At 67.3% G+C, this 16,304-nt stretch carries 20 protein-coding genes; 12 read left to right on the top strand and 8 right to left on the bottom strand.

Annotated elements, in window-relative coordinates; all coding sequences use genetic code 11:
* Window positions 1-16: 16 nt before the first annotated feature.
* The gene (locus VET27_RS08870) at window positions 17-658 is read right to left on the bottom strand and encodes an amino-acid N-acetyltransferase (protein ID WP_526517139.1); all 642 of its coding nucleotides are present in this window, start codon (window positions 656-658) and stop codon (window positions 17-19) included.
* Here VET27_RS08870 and pgsA point away from each other — a divergent pair.
* From pgsA to pspM, 4 genes are all read left to right on the top strand, one after another.
* Complete coding sequence (gene pgsA / locus VET27_RS08875; protein ID WP_526517141.1) at window positions 570-1,157, top strand: CDP-diacylglycerol--glycerol-3-phosphate 3-phosphatidyltransferase; 588 nt, start codon at window positions 570-572, stop codon at window positions 1,155-1,157. The two genes, VET27_RS08870 and pgsA, sit on opposite strands and share 89 nt — an antisense overlap.
* A 108-nt stretch (window positions 1,158-1,265) precedes the next feature.
* Window positions 1,266-1,601 (top strand): transcriptional regulator ClgR, encoded by a 336-nt coding sequence (clgR, locus tag VET27_RS08880; RefSeq protein ID WP_526517143.1) that lies wholly within the window; start codon window positions 1,266-1,268, stop codon window positions 1,599-1,601.
* Window positions 1,602-1,721: 120 nt separating this feature from the next.
* Entirely contained in the window at window positions 1,722-2,534 is an 813-nt protein-coding gene (gene pspA, locus VET27_RS08885; RefSeq protein WP_526517146.1) for a phage shock protein PspA, read from the top strand.
* Between the two features lie 26 nt (window positions 2,535-2,560).
* Complete coding sequence (gene pspM, locus VET27_RS08890; protein WP_526517148.1) at window positions 2,561-3,382, top strand: phage shock envelope stress response protein PspM; 822 nt, start codon at window positions 2,561-2,563, stop codon at window positions 3,380-3,382.
* 3 nt (window positions 3,383-3,385) lie between these two features.
* Here the strand turns inward: pspM and VET27_RS08895 are convergent, their stop codons facing one another.
* Together VET27_RS08895 and VET27_RS08900 are read right to left on the bottom strand one after the other, a co-directional pair.
* Complete coding sequence (locus VET27_RS08895; protein ID WP_526517150.1) at window positions 3,386-3,802, bottom strand: DUF5313 family protein; 417 nt, start codon at window positions 3,800-3,802, stop codon at window positions 3,386-3,388.
* Window positions 3,802-4,239 carry a limonene-1,2-epoxide hydrolase family protein gene (locus VET27_RS08900; protein WP_526517152.1) on the bottom strand — a complete coding sequence of 146 codons (438 nt, stop codon included), beginning with the start codon at window positions 4,237-4,239 and terminating at the stop codon, window positions 3,802-3,804. Before VET27_RS08900 ends, VET27_RS08895 begins: the two co-directional genes overlap by 1 nt.
* A 42-nt stretch (window positions 4,240-4,281) precedes the next feature.
* Here VET27_RS08900 and VET27_RS08905 point away from each other — a divergent pair, with 42 nt between their 5' ends.
* The 4 genes from VET27_RS08905 to recX all read left to right on the top strand — a co-directional run bounded on the left by VET27_RS08905 (window position 4,282) and on the right by recX (window position 7,432).
* On the top strand, window positions 4,282-5,445 hold the full coding sequence (locus VET27_RS08905) for a glycosyltransferase (protein WP_526517154.1): 1,164 nt from the start codon (window positions 4,282-4,284) through the stop codon (window positions 5,443-5,445).
* 28 nt (window positions 5,446-5,473) lie between these two features.
* Window positions 5,474-5,668 carry a DUF3046 domain-containing protein gene (locus VET27_RS08910; protein WP_526517156.1) on the top strand — a complete coding sequence of 65 codons (195 nt, stop codon included), beginning with the start codon at window positions 5,474-5,476 and terminating at the stop codon, window positions 5,666-5,668.
* A gap of 191 nt (window positions 5,669-5,859) precedes the next feature.
* The gene (recA, locus tag VET27_RS08915; protein ID WP_526517355.1) at window positions 5,860-6,912 is read left to right on the top strand and encodes a recombinase RecA; all 1,053 of its coding nucleotides are present in this window, start codon (window positions 5,860-5,862) and stop codon (window positions 6,910-6,912) included.
* On the top strand, window positions 6,878-7,432 hold the full coding sequence (gene recX, locus VET27_RS08920) for a recombination regulator RecX (RefSeq protein WP_526517158.1): 555 nt from the start codon (window positions 6,878-6,880) through the stop codon (window positions 7,430-7,432). Before recA ends, recX begins: the two co-directional genes overlap by 35 nt.
* Before the next feature lie 3 nt (window positions 7,433-7,435).
* Here recX and VET27_RS08925 read toward each other — a convergent pair whose 3' ends face one another.
* The 4 genes from VET27_RS08925 to VET27_RS08940 all read right to left on the bottom strand — a co-directional run bounded on the left by VET27_RS08925 (window position 7,436) and on the right by VET27_RS08940 (window position 10,726).
* A complete protein-coding gene (locus VET27_RS08925; RefSeq protein WP_526517160.1) occupies window positions 7,436-8,323 on the bottom strand; it encodes an amino acid ABC transporter permease in 888 nt (295 codons plus the stop codon).
* Between the two features lie 92 nt (window positions 8,324-8,415).
* Window positions 8,416-9,096, bottom strand: coding sequence for an amino acid ABC transporter permease (locus tag VET27_RS08930; protein ID WP_526517163.1), 681 nt, complete (start codon window positions 9,094-9,096; stop codon window positions 8,416-8,418).
* A 28-nt stretch (window positions 9,097-9,124) separates the two neighbouring features.
* Entirely contained in the window at window positions 9,125-9,976 is an 852-nt protein-coding gene (locus VET27_RS08935) for a glutamate ABC transporter substrate-binding protein (protein WP_526517165.1), read from the bottom strand.
* A 21-nt stretch (window positions 9,977-9,997) separates the two neighbouring features.
* Window positions 9,998-10,726 (bottom strand): amino acid ABC transporter ATP-binding protein, encoded by a 729-nt coding sequence (locus tag VET27_RS08940; RefSeq protein WP_526517357.1) that lies wholly within the window; start codon window positions 10,724-10,726, stop codon window positions 9,998-10,000.
* Window positions 10,727-10,876: 150 nt separating this feature from the next.
* Here VET27_RS08940 and miaB point away from each other — a divergent pair, with 150 nt between their 5' ends.
* Entirely contained in the window at window positions 10,877-12,445 is a 1,569-nt protein-coding gene (miaB, locus tag VET27_RS08945; protein ID WP_526517167.1) for a tRNA (N6-isopentenyl adenosine(37)-C2)-methylthiotransferase MiaB, read from the top strand.
* Complete coding sequence (locus VET27_RS08950; protein WP_526517169.1) at window positions 12,442-13,053, top strand: Rv2732c family membrane protein; 612 nt, start codon at window positions 12,442-12,444, stop codon at window positions 13,051-13,053. The genes miaB and VET27_RS08950 overlap by 4 nt, the downstream gene beginning before the upstream one ends.
* Here VET27_RS08950 and VET27_RS08955 read toward each other — a convergent pair.
* Window positions 13,050-14,369 carry a DUF349 domain-containing protein gene (locus VET27_RS08955; protein ID WP_526517171.1) on the bottom strand — a complete coding sequence of 440 codons (1,320 nt, stop codon included), beginning with the start codon at window positions 14,367-14,369 and terminating at the stop codon, window positions 13,050-13,052. The two genes, VET27_RS08950 and VET27_RS08955, sit on opposite strands and share 4 nt — an antisense overlap.
* A 230-nt stretch (window positions 14,370-14,599) precedes the next feature.
* Between VET27_RS08955 and VET27_RS08960 the strand changes: the two genes are divergently transcribed.
* On the top strand, window positions 14,600-15,349 hold the full coding sequence (locus VET27_RS08960; RefSeq protein WP_526517173.1) for a class III extradiol ring-cleavage dioxygenase family protein: 750 nt from the start codon (window positions 14,600-14,602) through the stop codon (window positions 15,347-15,349).
* Window positions 15,346-16,302, top strand: a complete 957-nt coding sequence (miaA, locus tag VET27_RS08965; RefSeq protein WP_526517175.1) for a tRNA (adenosine(37)-N6)-dimethylallyltransferase MiaA — start codon at window positions 15,346-15,348, stop codon at window positions 16,300-16,302. Before VET27_RS08960 ends, miaA begins: the two co-directional genes overlap by 4 nt.
* The last annotated feature ends 2 nt before the right edge of the window (window positions 16,303-16,304 follow it).

A 16,304-nucleotide genomic window follows, 5' to 3' on the forward strand; every position in this document is an offset into this window, starting at 1 on the left:
CGGCGACGATTGCCACCTACAGCGTCAGCAGCATCCGGGTATTGCCCAGGATGTTGGGCTTGACGTAGGACAGGTCGAGGAATTCGGCGACACCCATGTCGTACGAACGCCGCATCTCGTCGTACACCTCAGCGGTCACCGGGGTGCCCTCGACCTCCTGAAACCCGTGAATGCCGAAGAACTCGGTTTCGAAGGTGAGCACGAAGATGCGCTGCAGATGCAACTCCCGGGCCACGTCCAGGAGGCGCGCCACGACGGCGTGCCCGACGCCACGGCCCCGCACCCGGGGGTGCGCGGCGACGGTGCGCACCTCACCGAGGTCGGCCCACAGCACGTGGAGTGCCCCGCACCCGACCAATTGGCCGTCGAGCTCGGCGACCCAGAACTCCTGAACGGCTTCGTAGAGGGTGACGAGGTTCTTCTCCAGCAGGATCTTGCCCGCGTAGATGTCGACCAGAGATTTGATCTCGGGGACGTCAGAAGTGCGGGCGCGACGGACCACGAGTTCGTCGGTTTGAAGCGCTCCGGTCACAGCAGTGAGGGTATCGGTTTGCACAACGGATATTCTGATGCACGTGCCGGGCCCGTCTGACGTCGATCCGCTGGTGCCGCGTGCCGGTGTGGCGAACGTCGCCAACGTGCTCACGGGACTGCGCATCGTCTTGGTTCCCGTGTTCCTGTTCGCCCTGTTCGTCGGTGACGGCCACGAAACGTACTGGCGGGTCGTCGCTTTCATCGTCTTCGCAGCGGCGGTCATCACCGACCGCGTCGATGGGGCGGTGGCCCGCAGCTACGACATGGTCACCGAATTCGGCAAGCTCGCCGATCCGATCGCCGACAAGGCGCTGATCGGAGCGGCGCTCGTCGGCCTGTCCCTGCTCGGCGATCTGCCGTGGTGGGTGACCGCGGTGATCCTCGTCCGCGAGATCGGCGTGACCATTCTCCGGTTCGCGGTCATCCGCGGCGGCGTCATCCCCGCCAGTCGCGGCGGCAAGCTGAAGACAATGGTCCAATCCGTGGCGATCGGCCTGTTCGTCCTGCCACTGGATGGTCACTGGTTGACCGCGGCCTGGGTGTTGATGTGGGCGGCGATCGTGCTGACCGTGGTCACCGGCGCGGACTACGTCGTGTCGGCGGTACGCGGTGCCCGCACGTGACGCGCGACATCCCTCGCTCCGGGAACCAATTCGGCAGGCGTGGGCGTTCTGGTTGGTAGTGAAACCGAACAGATCATTGACCACGTCTTTCGTTGTGAGGAGACCGCGATGACGACTTTGCTTCGCGAAGTGATCGGCGACGTGTTGCGTCAGGCCCGGCTCTCGCAGGGGCGGACGCTCCGAGAGGTGTCCGACCACGCGCGAGTCAGCCTCGGCTATCTGTCCGAGGTGGAGCGCGGCCGCAAGGAAGCCTCCAGCGAGCTCCTGGGTGCCATCTGTGGCGCCCTGAAGGTTCCCCTGTCGCGCGTCCTCTCCGACGCCGGCGCGACCATGGAACGACACGAGCTGGCCGCACCGAGGACCGTTGCAAGGGCTAGCGCGGCGAACATCGACTTCTCCACCAAGGTGGTCATCCCGCAGGCCGTTTCGATGGCGGTGGCCTGAGGACGTCCGACTGGCTCAGCCATGCCGGAAACCCGGTCGGGGGTGTGGTGATCTCCGCACAACCGATAAGTTGGCGGGTAGCACACAGGCCCTACTCCAACACGAAGGCGGAACGAACTGATGGCCAACCCGTTCACCAAGGCGTGGAAGTACCTCATGGCGCTGTTCAGCTCCAAGGTCGACGAGTACGCCGACCCGAAGGTGCAGATCCAGCAGGCCATCGAGGAAGCGCAGCGGCAGCACCAGGGGCTGACGCAACAGGCGGCATCGGTGATCGGCAACCAGCGTCAGCTGGAGATGCGGCTCAACCGTCAGCTCGCCGACATCGAGAAGCTGCAGGTCAACGTTCGACAGGCGTTGACGCTGGCCGACCAGGTGACGTCGGCGGGAGACGCGGCGAAGGCCACCGAGTACACCAACGCCGCCGAGGCGTTCGCGGCGCAACTGGTCACGGCCGAGCAGAGTGTCGAGGACCTCAAGGCGTTGCACGATCAGGCTCTGCAGGCTGCCGGACAGGCCAAGAAGGCCGTCGAGCAGAACGCGATGGTGCTGCAGCAGAAGATCGCCGAGCGCAGCAAGCTGCTCAGCCAGCTCGAACAGGCCAAGATGCAGGAGCAGGTCAGCGCATCCCTGCGGTCGATGAGTGAGATCGCCGCGCCGGGAAGCACGCCTAGCCTCGACGAAGTCAGGGACAAGATCGAGCGTCGCTACGCCAACGCCATGGGCTCCGCCGAGCTCGCCCAGAACTCAGTCCAGGGCCGCATGATGGAGATCCAGCAGGCCAGTGTCCAGATGGCCGGGCATTCCCGATTGGAGCAGATCCGCGCCTCGATGCGCGGTGACGCGTTGCCGTCGGGCGGCGCCACCGCCACACCCGCCGCACCTGCCGTCAACCCGCCGGCTGCGGCGCCGGAAAATCCACTCTCGCAATAGTTTTCGAATAGGTAGGTATCTCGAGCATGGCAGTGGATCCTCGGACGGGACGGCAAGAGGCGTGGCGCACCCTCGTGCAGCGAGGTGTGGATACCGCGGCCGAATTCTCCGACGTGGTGGCACAGCGCCTCGGTGCCGCAGCGGATCCGCGCGCCAAGCTGTTGCGCAAGCGGCGGTGGGCGCTACGGGCCGGTCTGTTCTTCACCTTCTCCACCGGCCTTTGGATCGTCGTGACCGGGGTGCTCGCCTCCTGGGACGAGGTGCCTGCCTGGGTGCTGCCGATTCCTGGAGCCATCGCCGTCGGTGCGGCCTTCCTGGCGACCCTGTCGTTCGTCCGGTACCGGTGGCTGAAGCGTTCGCCACTTCCGCCGGAGCGCCGGGTCCGACGGCTGCCGCCCTGGGGATCGGCGGCTCGCCAGCCGATCGCGGCGCTGACGTCCTCTGAACGCGCGCTGTTCTCCCTGCTCGGGGTGATGGAACGCGGCCGGATGCTGCCCGCCGACGAGCTGCGTGACGTCGTCGCCGCGGCGAACCAGACCGCGGCGACCATGATGGCAACGGCCAACGAGATGGTGTCGATGGAGAAGGCCGCCACCGCAGCGCCCCAGTCGCGGACGCACCTGACGCCGACCATTCGGGCGTTCACCGCTCAACTCGGCAGCGGTGTGCGGCAGTACGACGAAATGGTCGAGGCCGCAGCGCAATTGGTGTCGGCTGCCAACTCCGGGTCGATGTCGAGCTCGCCGATGTCAGCGCAGCGCTACCGCCACGAACTCGGCAATGCGACCGATCGGCTGGCCGGCTGGGCGCAGGCCTTCGACGAACTCGGTCACCTGCGCGGGGCCTGACGCTCAGACGTCGTGGCTGCTCGGCGGGCCCGATCGGGGCCCGTACTTCTCGATGTACGCGTCGTGAATGTGCGCGTCACGCTGCCTCGCGCGGTAGTCGACCAGGCCGGCATCCAGCCCGTGCTTTCGCAGCATGTGGCGTCTCCACACCTTGTTCAAGGCGTGCGAGAAGAACACGAACGGGATCAGGATCGGCAGCGTCGTGGACATGTGCAGGTACAACGACATGGGGATGATCCAGAACGGCGTGAGAATCAGCACTGCGGGGATGAAGACGCGCACCATCATCCGCACGGTGGCCCCGGGTCCGGCGAGGTCGTCGGCCACCCACTGAAGCATCGAGGGCGGCAGTCGCTTGCCGTAGCTGTACCCGATGTACTGCAGGAGGTTCGGCTTGGTGCGTGCGGTGGGTTCCGCCATCAGAACGAGGGGCGCAGCGACGGAACTGCGATCCCGGCGATTCCGCGCAGCATGGCCTTGACGATGTCGAGCGTGTCGAAGTAGTCGCGCCACAGCGTGATTCGGCCGTCGTGCACCTCGAAGACGCCGCAGACCCAGAACTGCAGGCGCAGCGGTCCGAAGACCATCGCGTCGGTGCGCTCGTTGAGCACCGTGGTGCCGTCGCCCACGTTGCGGTGGAACTTCACGTCGAAGCCCATCCGGCCCTCCATCGCGCGCATCATCTTCATGACGCGTGCGCGGCCCCGAATGGTCGGCAGTCCGACGTTCTCGTAGACCAAGTCGTCGGCCAGCAGCGCGTCTGCCGTGGCGAAGTCCTGGTCTCTGAGTGCGAAGAGGAATGCCTCGACCGTGCGCGTGTTGGTGGTGTTCGCGACAGTCGATGTCTGGTCGGTCATGGGCCCAGCTTAATTGTCCGGCGCTGTGGCAGGGTAGGCCGGATGCGCGTCGCTATGGTGGCAGGCCCAGACCCCGGACACGCATTCCCCGCGATCGCGTTGTGCCTGAGGTTCCTGGCCGCCGGTGACGAGCCGACGCTGTTGACCGGGGCGGAGTGGCTGGCGACGGCCCGCACGGCCGGCATCGAGGCCGTCCCGCTCGACGGTCTGGATCCCGAAGACGGTGACGACGACGAGGATGCCGGCGCGAAGATTCACCGGCGGGCGGCACGCATGGCAGTGCAGAACACTCGTCAGCTCGGGGATCTCGCCCTCGACCTGGTGGTGTCCGACGTGATCACCGCGTGTGGCGGCATGGCCGCCGAAGTGCTGGGCGTGCCGTGGGTCGAGTTGAACCCGCATCCGTTGTACCGGCCGTCGAAGGGCCTGCCGCCGTTGGGAAGTGGGCTGGCGCCCGGTGTCGGCCTGCGGGGCAGGCTGCGGGACGCCGTGTTGCGCGCGCTCACGGCCCGTTCGGTGCGTGCGGGCGATGAGCAACGCTCGGCGGCCCGCGTCGACATCGGATTGCCCGCAGCCGACCCCGGCCCGCGACGGCGTCTGATCGCCACGCTGCCCGCGCTGGAAGTGCCGCGCCCCGACTGGCCGGCCGAGGCCTTCCTCGTCGGCCCATTGCACTTCGAGCCGACGTCGACGGTGCTCGAGGTTCCGGAGGGGGCCGGACCCGTGGTGGTCGTCGCTCCGTCGACGGCGACGACCGGCACGCAGGGTCTTGCCGAACTCGCGCTCGAGTCGTTGGTGCCGGGGGAGACGCTGCCGGACGGTGCGCGAGTGGTCGTGTCCCGACTGGGTGGGTCGGTCGCGACGGTGCCGCCGTGGGCCGTTGTGGGCCTAGGTCGGCAGGACGAACTGCTGACGCACGCCGATCTGGTGATCTGCGGCGGCGGCCACGGCATGGTGTCCAAGACCCTGCTCGCAGGCGTGCCAATGGTGGTCGTACCCGGCGGAGGAGACCAGTGGGAGATCGCCAATCGCGTTGTGCGCCAAGGGAGTGGCCGGTTGATCCGACCGCTCACCGGTGAGGCGCTGATCACGGCGGTGACCGAGGTGTTGGCCTCTCCCGGTCATCGTCAGCAGGCCCGGCTGGCGGGTGTCGGCGTCAGCGACGTGCACGATCCGGTACGGGTGTGCCACGACGCGCTGGCTTGAGCCGTTCGGGCCTCGGTAGGTTGGTGGCGTGCGGCAGACGGAATTCCGTGAACTCGTCGAAGGACGGTTCGGCGAGGTGCGTGGTGCATCCCTGCTCGTCGATCACGTACTGAGCGGCTTCGGTGGCCGCACCGCGGCGCAGGCCATCGAGGCGGGGATGGAGCCACGCGACGTGTGGCGGGCGCTGTGCGCCGACTTCGACGTGCCGCGCGATCAGTGGTGAAGCGACGCCTGCCCGGCAGCTGAAGGCGTCCCCGGCGTGTCTACTTGAATCGAACAGGTGTTCGTCTACTGTGGGCAGTGTTCGACGGGAAGCACCGGTCAGACCGACTTGTCGGTACCGACCTCTACCGTCACCGTCAACTGATCGAACACTTCGATCAACCGGACACCCACGAGGACGGAGACCACACCATGGCGCAAGCCCCTGATCGCGAGAAGGCCCTCGAGCTTGCTCTCGCCCAGATCGAGAAGAGTCACGGCAAGGGTTCGGTGATGCGGCTCGGCGACGAGGTGCGTCAACCGATCTCGGTCATCCCGACCGGATCGATCGCACTCGACGTGGCGCTCGGCATCGGCGGGCTGCCCCGCGGCCGAGTCGTCGAGATCTACGGCCCGGAGTCCTCGGGTAAGACCACCGTCGCACTGCACGCGGTGGCCAACGCCCAGGCGGCCGGCGGCATCGCGGCCTTCATCGACGCCGAGCACGCACTGGATCCCGACTACGCCAAGAAGCTCGGCGTGGACACCGACTCGCTGCTGGTGTCCCAGCCGGACACCGGTGAGCAGGCGCTTGAGATCGCCGACATGCTGATCCGGTCCGGCGCGCTGGACATCCTGGTCATCGACTCGGTGGCCGCGCTGGTGCCCCGCGCCGAGATCGAGGGCGAGATGGGTGACAGCCACGTCGGTCTGCAGGCCCGACTGATGAGCCAGGCGCTGCGCAAGATCACCGGCGCCCTGAGCAACTCGAACACCACGGCGATCTTCATCAACCAGCTTCGCGAGAAGATCGGCGTGATGTTCGGTTCACCCGAAACCACTACGGGCGGAAAGGCATTGAAGTTCTACGCCTCCATCCGATTGGACGTGCGCCGCATCGAGACGCTCAAGGACGGCACCGACGCGGTCGGCAACCGCACCCGCTGCAAGATCGTCAAGAACAAGATGGCACCGCCCTTCAAGCAGGCCGAGTTCGACATCCTCTACGGCAAGGGCATCTCCAAGGAGGGCTCGCTCATCGACATGGGCGTCGAGCATGGCTTCGTCCGCAAGTCCGGCTCCTGGTTCACCTATGAGGGTGAGCAACTGGGTCAGGGCAAGGAGAACGCTCGCAACTTCCTGCTCGAGAATCGCGAAGTGGCCGACGAGATCGAGAAGAAGATCAAGGAGAAGCTCGGCATCGGCGCCGTGTTGACCGACGACGTCAGCAATGACAAAGCCCTGCCCGCCCCAGTCGACTTCTGAGTCGCGCGAGGAGCAGACGCAGAATCCTCGCGAACGCGAGGAGCAGGCGAGGAACCTGTGCCTGCGTCTGCTCACCGCACGGGCTCGCACGCGAGCGCAACTCGCGGCCCAGCTGACCAAGCGGGGGTACCCCGACGACGTCAGCGTGCGGGTGCTGGACCGGCTGGCCGAGGTGGGACTGGTCGACGATCAGGACTTCGCCGAACAGTGGGTGCGCTCGCGCCACCTGAACGCCGGCAAGGGCAAGCGCGCCCTGGCTGCCGAATTACGTACCAAGGGCGTCGATGACGAGGTGATCGCGGAGGCGCTTGCCGACGTCGATGCCGATGCCGAACGGGTTCGTGCCGAGCAGTTCGTCGCCGACAAGCTGCGCCGCGAGCGTCTGACCGACCACACCGATGACGTGAAGGTGGCACGCAGGCTGGTCGGCATGCTTGCCCGCCGGGGCTACGGCCAGTCGATGGCCTTCGACGTCGTCAAGGTGGCGTTGGCCAGCGAGCGCGAACGCAGACGGGTCTAGAGGCTAGATCGTGCCGCCGGCGCCTGCGCCGAACGAGCCCTGCGTCACCGGCGCAACGTGCATCGGCTCGGGTCCGCGCTTCGAGCGGCGCAGCCGGCCCTCGAGCCAGGTCGCGAAGGCGCCCAACGCGAAGTTCACGCAGATCATCAGGACGGCGATCACGATCAGGGCGGGAACGTAGTTGCCGTACGACGACCCGACCTGCGTGCCCTGTCGCACCATCTCCAAGAACGTGATCTGGTAACCGATGGCGGTGTCCTTGAGCACCACCACCATCTGCGACACCAGCACCGGCAGCATCGACGTGACCGCCTGCGGCAGCAGGATCGACCGCATGATCTGGCCCCAGCGCAGACCGAGCGCCTCGGCGGCCTCGGACTGGCCCTTGGGGAGGGCGTTCACGCCGGCGCGGACGATCTCGGCGATCACCGCTCCGTTGTAGAGCGTCAGACCGGTTATGACACCGGCCAGCGCGAGGTACTTGGAGGGGAACACGTCGTAGGTCGCGTAGAAGAAGTACGCGAAGATCATCATGATCAGCACGGGAACTGCGCGGAAGAACTCGACGATCACCGAGCACACCCGCCGTATCCCGTTGTGATGGGACAGTCGACCCACGCCCAGCATGAAACCGAGGACCAGGGCCAACACGATCGACACCGCCGCCGCGGTCAACGTACCCTGCACGCCCGGCAATATGTAGGTCTTCCATAGGTTTCCCGTCAGGAAGGGCTCCCACTTGGCTGCCGTCAGCTGGCCCTTGGTCTCCAGTCGCGAGTAGATCCCCCACGCGGCGATCGCCACCAGCACGAGCGTGACCGCGGTGACGATCCGATTGCGTACCCGGGCGCGTGGTCCCGGGGCGTCGAAGAGGACCGATGCGCCACTCATGATCGTCCGTTCTTCGCGCAAGCGCTCATCGGAGTGCTCCGTTCTTCGCGCAAGCACTCATCGGAGTGCTCCGTTCTTCGCGCAAGCGCTCATCACCTTGCCACCGCCAATCGCTTGCCGAGCCAACCGAAGAGCAACCCCAGCGGCAGTGTCAAGATGACGAAGCCCAGTGCGAAGATCGCGCCGATGGTGGCCAACGCCGCCGTGTTCTCGATCATCGCCTTCATCAGCAACGCCGCCTCGGCGACCCCGATGGCCGAGGCGATCGTGGTGTTCTTCGTCAAGGCGATCAACACCGAACCCAGGGGAATGATCACCGCACGAAATGCCTGGGGAAGCATCACCATTCGCAGGTTCTGGCCGAACGACAGCCCAAGCGACCTGGCGGCCTCGGCCTGCCCGAGCGGCACGGTGTTCACTCCGGCGCGCACCGTCTCACACACGAAGGCCGCGGTGTAGGCCGTCAGACCGAGCACCGCCAGTCGGAAGTTGCTGTCCTCGATCGACGTCATCGACTGGGAATCGACCAGGGTGATACCCAGTGTCTGAGCCAGGCCGAACGAGCAGAACAGGATGATCAGGGTCAACGGCGTGTTGCGCAACACGTTGACGTACGTGGTGCCGAGCCAGTTGAGCATCGGCACCGGCGCCAGCCGCATCGCGGCCAGCACCGTGCCGAGGATCAACGCCCCGACGGCCGAGTACACCGTCAACTGGATCGTCGTCCAGAACGCCTCGAAGATCTGGCCCCGATACTCGGAGAAGATCTCCACGTGGACTCCGCTGCGCTAGGGCTCTAGGTCACTTGGCGATCGCCGGCGGCGCCGGCGTCGCGATGCCCGCAGGTCCGAGGTTCTTCTCGAAGGCCTTCGCCCAGTCGCCGTCGGCCTCCATCTTGGTGATCGCGTCGTTGATCTTGGTCTGCAGTTCGGTGTCGTCCTTCTTCAGGCCGATGCCGTAGTTCTCCTCGGAGAAGGGCTGGCCGACGATCTTGAACGTCCCCGGGCTCTGCGCGGCGTAGCCGGCGAGGATGACCTCGTCGGTGGTGACGGCGTCGATCGCGCCGTTCTTGAGCGCCTCGATGCACGCCGAGTAGGTGTCGTACTGCTGCAGCTGCACACCGGGATACTTGTCCTTGATGCGCTGGGCCGGCGTCGAGCCGGACACCGAGCACAGCTTCTTGTTGTCCTGCAGGGATTCCGGGCCGGTGATGTCGGTGTTGTCGGCGTTCACCAGCAGGCTCTGCCCCGTCACCAGGTACGGCCCCGCGAAGGACACCTTCTCCTTGCGTGCATCGGTGATCGAGTAGGTCGCCGCGATGAACTTGACCTGATCGTTCTGGATCAGCGTTTCGCGCTGCGCGGAGGGAGATTCCTTCCACTCGATCTTGTCGGGGGTGAATCCGAGCTGTCCGGCGACGTAGGTGGCCACGTCGACGTCGAACCCGCTCATCGTCCCGTCGGGGTTCTTCAAACCGAGACCGGGCTGATCGAACTTCGTGCCGATGACGATCTTGCCGTCGTCACCGCCGGAACCCCCGCCGCCACAGGCGGCAACGGAGAGTGGAAGGGCAATGGCGAGCGCCAAAGCGGCGGCCGCCCGGAGTCGCCGAGACGGCTTGCGGGTGAGAGACGGCTTGAACGGAGAGAACACGGTGTTCCTTTCGCCGGAGCGTTAGTGGTTGAGGATCTTGCCGAGGAAGTCCTTGGCGCGGTCGGAGGTGGGGTTGGAGAAGAACAGTTCGGGTTCGGCGTCTTCGACGACCGCGCCGTCGGCCATGAAGATGATCCGGTTGGATGCCCGGCGGGCGAAGCCCATCTCGTGGGTCACCACGACCATCGTCATGCCCTCCTCTGCGAGCGAGGTCATCACGGCCAGCACTTCGTTGATCATCTCGGGATCGAGTGCGCTGGTGGGCTCGTCGAACAACATGACCTTGGGGTTCATGGCCAGCGAACGGGCGATCGCCACTCGCTGCTGCTGCCCCCCGGACAACTGGGCGGGGTACTTGTCGGCCTGGTCGGCGATGCCGACGCGTTCGAGCAGCGACATCGCGTCGGCGCGCGCCTCGTCCTTCGACTTCTTGCGCACCTTCATCGGTGCGAGGGTGACGTTCTGCAGAATCGTCTTGTGCGCGAACAGGTTGAACGACTGGAACAACATGCCGACGTCCGAACGCAACTGCGCGAGCTTGCGCCCCTCCTCGGGTAGCTTCTCCCCGTCGATCGCGATGGTGCCGGAATCGATGGGCTCGAGCCGATTGATGGCGCGGCACAACGTCGACTTGCCCGATCCCGACGGGCCGAGGACGACCACGACCTGGCCGCGGTCAACCTCGATGTTGATGTCCTTGAGCACGTGCAGGCTACCGAAATGCTTGTTGACGCCCTTGATTGAGATCATCGGCACGGACGTCGGAGTGGGCTCGATTGCGTCCGCCTCCGACTGGTCGGTCTCCATGCGGAAAGACCTTACCCAGGGAACGTGCAGATCGCCGGGCTCTCGGCAATCCGGGGAATTTGGATGCAGCGTGCCCGCCCGTACCATCGAGGGGTGACTTCGATGGTGGCGCGTGCGGTGGGGGTAGCCGACTCCTCGCATGTCGGTTCCTCGCGCGAGCGCTCGTCGGCGCGCGAACGCACCTTCCAGGTCCGCACCTACGGCTGCCAGATGAACGTTCACGATTCCGAGCGGCTTGCCGGCCTGCTCGAAGAGGCGGGATACCGGCGTGCGTCCGACGGTGTCGACGCCGACGTGGTCGTGTTCAACACCTGCGCGGTGCGGGAGAACGCCGACAACAAGCTGTACGGCAACATCAGCCACCTGGTGCCGCGCAAGGAAGCCAACCCCGACATGCAGATCGCGGTCGGCGGGTGCCTGGCGCAGAAGGACCGCGACGCCGTGCTGACCCGGGCGCCATGGGTCGACGTCGTCTTCGGCACCCACAACATCGGGTCGTTGCCGACGCTGCTAGAACGTGCCCGGCACAACAGGGTGGCTCAGGTCGAGATCGTCGAGGCGCTGCAGGAGTTCCCGTCGACGTTGCCTGCCTCACGTGAATCTGCCTATGCCGCATGGGTTTCGATTTCGGTTGGCTGCAACAACACGTGCACTTTCTGCATCGTGCCGTCGCTGCGAGGCAAGGAGACCGACCGCAGGCCCGGTGACGTCCTCGCCGAGGTGCAGTCGCTGGCGGAGCAGGGCGTCCTCGAGGTCACCCTCCTCGGGCAGAACGTCAACGCCTACGGCGTCTCGTTCGCCGACCTAGATGTTCCCCGGGACCGCGGCGCCTTCGCGAAACTGCTGCGCGCCTGTGGCGACATCGAGGGGTTGGAGCGGGTGCGGTTCACCTCACCGCACCCGGCCGAGTTCACCGACGACGTCATCGACGCGATGGCGGCGACGCCCAATGTGTGCCCCACGCTGCACATGCCGCTGCAGTCCGGTTCGGACCGCATCCTCAAGGCCATGCGACGGTCCTACCGCGCCGAGCGCTACCTCGGGATCATCGATCGCGTGCGGGCCGCCATCCCGCACGCCGCGATCACCACCGACCTGATCGTCGGGTTCCCCGGCGAGACCGAAGAGGACTTCGGCGCCACCCTCGACGTCGTCGAACGAGCCCGCTTCGCCAGTGCCTTCACATTCCAGTACTCCAAACGGCCGGGCACTCCTGCCGCGGAGCTTCCCGATCAGCTTCCCAAAGCCGTTGTGCAGGAGCGATATATGCGTCTCATCGAGCTCCAGGAGCGAATCTCACTCGAGGAGAACGCCGCCCAGATCGGCACGGTCGTCGAACTGCTGGTGGCCACCGGCGAAGGGCGCAAGGACGTCAGCACCGCGAGGATGTCCGGGCGGGCGCGCGACGGACGGCTGGTGCACTTCGCGCCCGGTGAACGCGACATCCGGCCCGGCGACGTCGTCACCACGACGGTCACCAGCGCCGCTCCGCACCACCTCCTGGCCGACGCCGCACTGATCGAACATCGACGCACGCGTGCCGGCGACGCCCACGAGGCCGGACGCAAGGTGACGACGGCCGGTGCCAAGACCGTCGGTCTCGGACTGCCCGGTATCGGCATGCCGCCCGCGCAGCCGGTGTCGACGGGATGCGGTCGATGAGCTCCGGCGACCGCGGCGAGGCGGGCTTCGACGAGTTCAAGGGCGACATCGAAGACGCCGAGCGACGCGTTGCCCGCGAAATCGACCCTGGGGCAAGAGCTTTGGTCGTCGCGATCCTGGTGTTCGTCATCCTGCTCTCGTTCGTGCTGCCCCATACCGGCAGTGCGAAGGGCCTCGACGTGCTCCTCGGGAACGACGCCGCCATCGGCGAGGCGATCGCCCTGCCGTCGCGGGTGTTCACGTGGCTGGTGCTGGTGTTCAGCGTCGGATTCTCGATCCTCGCGCTGCTCACGCGTCGTTGGGGTCTGGCGTGGATCGCCCTCGCCGGCTCGGCGGTGGCGTGCCCGATCGGGATGCTGGCGGTGTGGTCGCGTCAAACGGTCGCCGAGCCGCATCCCGGACCTGGCATCGGACTCATCGTCGCGTGGATCGCGGTGATCCTGCTGTCGTTCCACTGGGCCAGGGTGGTGTGGTCGCGCACCGCGGTGCAGCAGGCCGCCGAGGCGGAGCGCCGCCGGCTAGCCGCGGAACGGCAGGGCAAGGGGCTGCTGGATCTCGGCGACGGACCCGACGCGGCGCCGCCCCAGAAACCCGCCGAGGGTTCCTAGCGTTTCTTGCCCAAGGCCTGGACGGCCGCCTCGGCCCACTCCCGCCACTGCGCGGCACTGGCCCTGGCCTGTTCGGCGTCCTTGGTCCGTCCCGCTGCCTCTGCCTTCGCGGCTTGCGACTCGTATTGCTCCGCACGCACCCTGAACTGATCGGCCCTGGCCTGCGCCTCCGGATCGGTCCCGCCGGCGGACACGGTGTTGCGAACCTTGTTCTCGACGGCCTTCATCCGTCGCTCGAACTCCGCTGCCCGCTCGCGGGGGACCTTTCCGACGGCATCCCACTTGGCGCCGACCGTGCGCAGCGCTGCGCGGGCGGCGTCGGCGTCGGACACGTCGATCGCCTCGGCGTCGACCAGCAGCGCCTCCTTCGTGGCGGCGTTCGCCTCGAACTCCGCGTCCCGCTCGGCGTTGACCCCGTTGCGGGCCTTGAAGAATTTGTCCTGGGCGGCCTTGAATCGCCGCCACAGTGCGTCGTCGACGTCCTTCGCGGCCCGGCCCGCGGCCTTCCATTCGGTCAGCATGTCGCGGAACGTCGCGGCGGTGCCGCCCCAGTCGGTCGAGTCGGCCAGCTGCTCGGCACGCTCGCACAGCGCCTCCTTGGCCTGGCGGGTGCCCACGCGTTCGCGATCCAACTCGGCGAAGTGCGAACCGCGGCGACGGTTGAACGTCTCGCGGGCCGCGGAGTAGCGCTTCCACAAGGCATCGTCGGTCTTGCGGTCGAGGCCCGTGACGGTGCGCCACTCGTCGAGGATCTCGCGCAGCCGGTCGCCGGCGGACTTCCACTGCGTCGAGTTGGCAGCGATGTCCTCGGCCTCGGCGGCCAGTTGTTCCTTGCGTGCAGTCTGAGCGGCGCGGTGCTCGTCGCGCTTCTGGCGTTCCTCCGCGGCATGGGAGTCGGCCTGCTCGACGATGGCGTCGAGCCGGGCTGCCAGTGCGTCGACGTCGCCGAGCACCGACGCCGTAGGCAGGGTCTCGGCCAGAGCGGCGGCCGCTGCTCTGATCTTGCGGGCGTCGCCGGTGCCCGACGCGAGCCTGCGCTCCATCAGGGCGACCTCGGTGTTCAGGTCGTCGTAACGGCGCCCGAAGTGCGCATATGCCGCCTCGTGTTCGCCGGCCTGCCAGGAGCCGATGACGCGTTCCCCGACTGAGGTGACCAGCCATACCGTTCCGTCGTCGTCGACGCGACCGAAGCGATGTGGGTCGGCCGACGGGGGGACGATCACCGTCGGTGCGGCACCACCTGGTCTCGGAGCGGGGCGCGGAGGTCCTGGCCGGGGTGCGGGCCTGGGTGCTCCGCTTGACTCACTGGTCGTCATGTCCTTGAACCTCGTGCCCTCCGCGCGGATGACCCACGCTCCTGCCGCGCAACGCGGCGCCTGTTAGCGGTGCTCCTGGATTGTCTCAGTCACATTTTCAGTCGCTATTGAAACAGGTCGGGCCCAGCCGTGCCCATGCCTTGGCACGAGCGGTGGTCCCCGCGTGGCGCGCTGGCCACCTCGTGAGCCTCGCCGAGCCCGCTCACCAGGTGGCTGGCTAGCGTGAAGGCGTGCTCAGCGCCATCGCCTTCGTCCCCTCCGCGCCCGTCATGGTGCCCGAACTCGCCACGGGTGCGGCTTCGGAGCTGCGAGATCTCGTGGCTGCGGTGCGCGCCGCCGCCGCCGAACTGCCCGAACGCTGGTTCGTGGTCGGGACGGGTCCCGCGGACAACGTCATAGGACCCGGCGCCGTCGGAACCTTCGGCGGCTACGGCGCCGACGTCCAGGTCGCCCTGTCTCCCCGCGCCGCAGGTGAACCCAAGGCGTTGCCCCTCTGCGCGCTCATCGCAGGCTGGGTGCGGACGACGGGCGCCCCCGAGGCCAGCGCCGAGGTGTGGGTGTACGCCGCCGACCACGAGCCGGACGCCGCCCTCGCCAGGGGTCGAGCGTTGCGTGCCGAGGTCGACGCGATTTCCGAGCCCGTAGGGGTACTGGTGGTCGCCGATGGCGCGAACACGCTCACCGCGTCGGCGCCCGGCGGCGATGCTCCCGAGTCCGTACCGGTGCAGGCGGCGCTGGACGACGCGCTGTCGATTGGTGACGCCGTCGCGTTGACCCGTCTTCCCGATGCGATCGTCGGGCGGGTCGCCTACCAGGTGCTGGCTGGGCTGACCGGGCCTTCACCGTCGGCGGCACGCGAGCTCTACCGAGGCGCGCCCTACGGCGTCGGATACTCCGTCGGCGTGTGGACTCCGGCGCCGACGGGCAGGGGATCGGCGCCGGCGGGCAGGAGCGAAGCGAACGGGGAGTTCACCGAGTGACGGTTCGCCCCATCGCCATCATCGGGCCCACCGGGACCGGGAAGAGCGCGTTGGCGCTCGACGTCGCGGCGCGGCTGGGTGGCGAGATCGTCAACGCCGACGCGATGCAGTTGTACCGCGGGATGGACATCGGCACCGCCAAGTTGCCACCGGCCGAGCGCCGGGGGATCCCGCATCACCAGCTCGACCAGCTCGACGTCAGGGAGACCGCGACGGTCGGCCAGTACCAACGCGCCGCCACCGCTGACGTCGAGGCGATCATGGGTCGCGGAGCAGTGCCGGTGATCGTCGGCGGATCGATGCTCTACGTCCAGTCGTTGCTCGACGAGTGGGCCTTTCCGGCCACCGACCCCGAGGTGCGGGCGCGCTGGGAGGCCAGGCTCGCCGACGTCGGCGTGGCGGCGCTGCACTCGGAGTTGGCGCTCGTCGACGCCGATGCCGCGGCGTCGATCCTGGCCACCGACGGCCGCCGCATCGTGCGAGCACTCGAGGTGGTGGAGCTCACGGGGAAGCCGTTCGCAGCGAGTACACCGACGATCGGCGAACCCCGTTGGGGAACGGTGATCATCGGGTTGGACTGGGACACGGCGCTTCTCGACGAACGGCTGTTACGACGAACTCACGCGATGTTCGACGAGGGCTTGGTCGACGAGGTGAGGACGCTACGGGGACGCGGCCTGCACGAGGGGGTGACGGCGTCCCGGGCCCTGGGTTACGCGCAGGTGCTGGCAGCCCTTGGCGATGAGGGAGGCGTCGACGCGCTCGCCGAGGCCAAGGAGAGGACCTTCGTCGGGACCAGACGCTACGTGCGTCGGCAGCGGTCGTGGTTCCGCCGCGACCATCGCATTCACTGGCTCGACGGGTCCGGTGCAGGCAATGTGGACACCGCGCTCGGAGTCTGGCGCGAGCAGCGGGCAGGAGCGAAGCGACCCGGGCGGACGGACGTATCCTGAAC

Origin of the sequence: Mycobacterium sp. (assembly GCF_035633495.1) — a bacterium.
Taxonomy (GTDB): domain Bacteria; phylum Actinomycetota; class Actinomycetes; order Mycobacteriales; family Mycobacteriaceae; genus Mycobacterium.

Bases quoted from the DNA above. Each gene is read 5' to 3' on its own strand.
- VET27_RS08870 (WP_526517139.1), bottom strand. From the start codon at position 658: ATGCGCAGTCCCGTGAGCACGTTGGCGACGTTCGCCACACCGGCACGC.
- clgR (WP_526517143.1), top strand. From the start codon at position 1,266: ATGACGACTTTGCTTCGCGAAGTGATCGGCGACGTGTTGCGTCAGGCC.
- VET27_RS08905 (WP_526517154.1), top strand. From the start codon at position 4,282: ATGCGCGTCGCTATGGTGGCAGGCCCAGACCCCGGACACGCATTCCCC.
- recX (WP_526517158.1), top strand. From the start codon at position 6,878: ATGACAAAGCCCTGCCCGCCCCAGTCGACTTCTGAGTCGCGCGAGGAG.
- VET27_RS08895 (WP_526517150.1), bottom strand. From the start codon at position 3,802: ATGGCGGAACCCACCGCACGCACCAAGCCGAACCTCCTGCAGTACATC.
- VET27_RS08900 (WP_526517152.1), bottom strand. From the start codon at position 4,239: ATGACCGACCAGACATCGACTGTCGCGAACACCACCAACACGCGCACG.
- pspM (WP_526517148.1), top strand. From the start codon at position 2,561: ATGGCAGTGGATCCTCGGACGGGACGGCAAGAGGCGTGGCGCACCCTC.
- pgsA (WP_526517141.1), top strand. From the start codon at position 570: ATGCACGTGCCGGGCCCGTCTGACGTCGATCCGCTGGTGCCGCGTGCC.
- VET27_RS08925 (WP_526517160.1), bottom strand. From the start codon at position 8,323: ATGAGTGGCGCATCGGTCCTCTTCGACGCCCCGGGACCACGCGCCCGG.
- recA (WP_526517355.1), top strand. From the start codon at position 5,860: ATGGCGCAAGCCCCTGATCGCGAGAAGGCCCTCGAGCTTGCTCTCGCC.
- VET27_RS08940 (WP_526517357.1), bottom strand. From the start codon at position 10,726: ATGATCTCAATCAAGGGCGTCAACAAGCATTTCGGTAGCCTGCACGTG.
- VET27_RS08950 (WP_526517169.1), top strand. From the start codon at position 12,442: ATGAGCTCCGGCGACCGCGGCGAGGCGGGCTTCGACGAGTTCAAGGGC.
- VET27_RS08955 (WP_526517171.1), bottom strand. From the start codon at position 14,369: ATGACGACCAGTGAGTCAAGCGGAGCACCCAGGCCCGCACCCCGGCCA.
- pspA (WP_526517146.1), top strand. From the start codon at position 1,722: ATGGCCAACCCGTTCACCAAGGCGTGGAAGTACCTCATGGCGCTGTTC.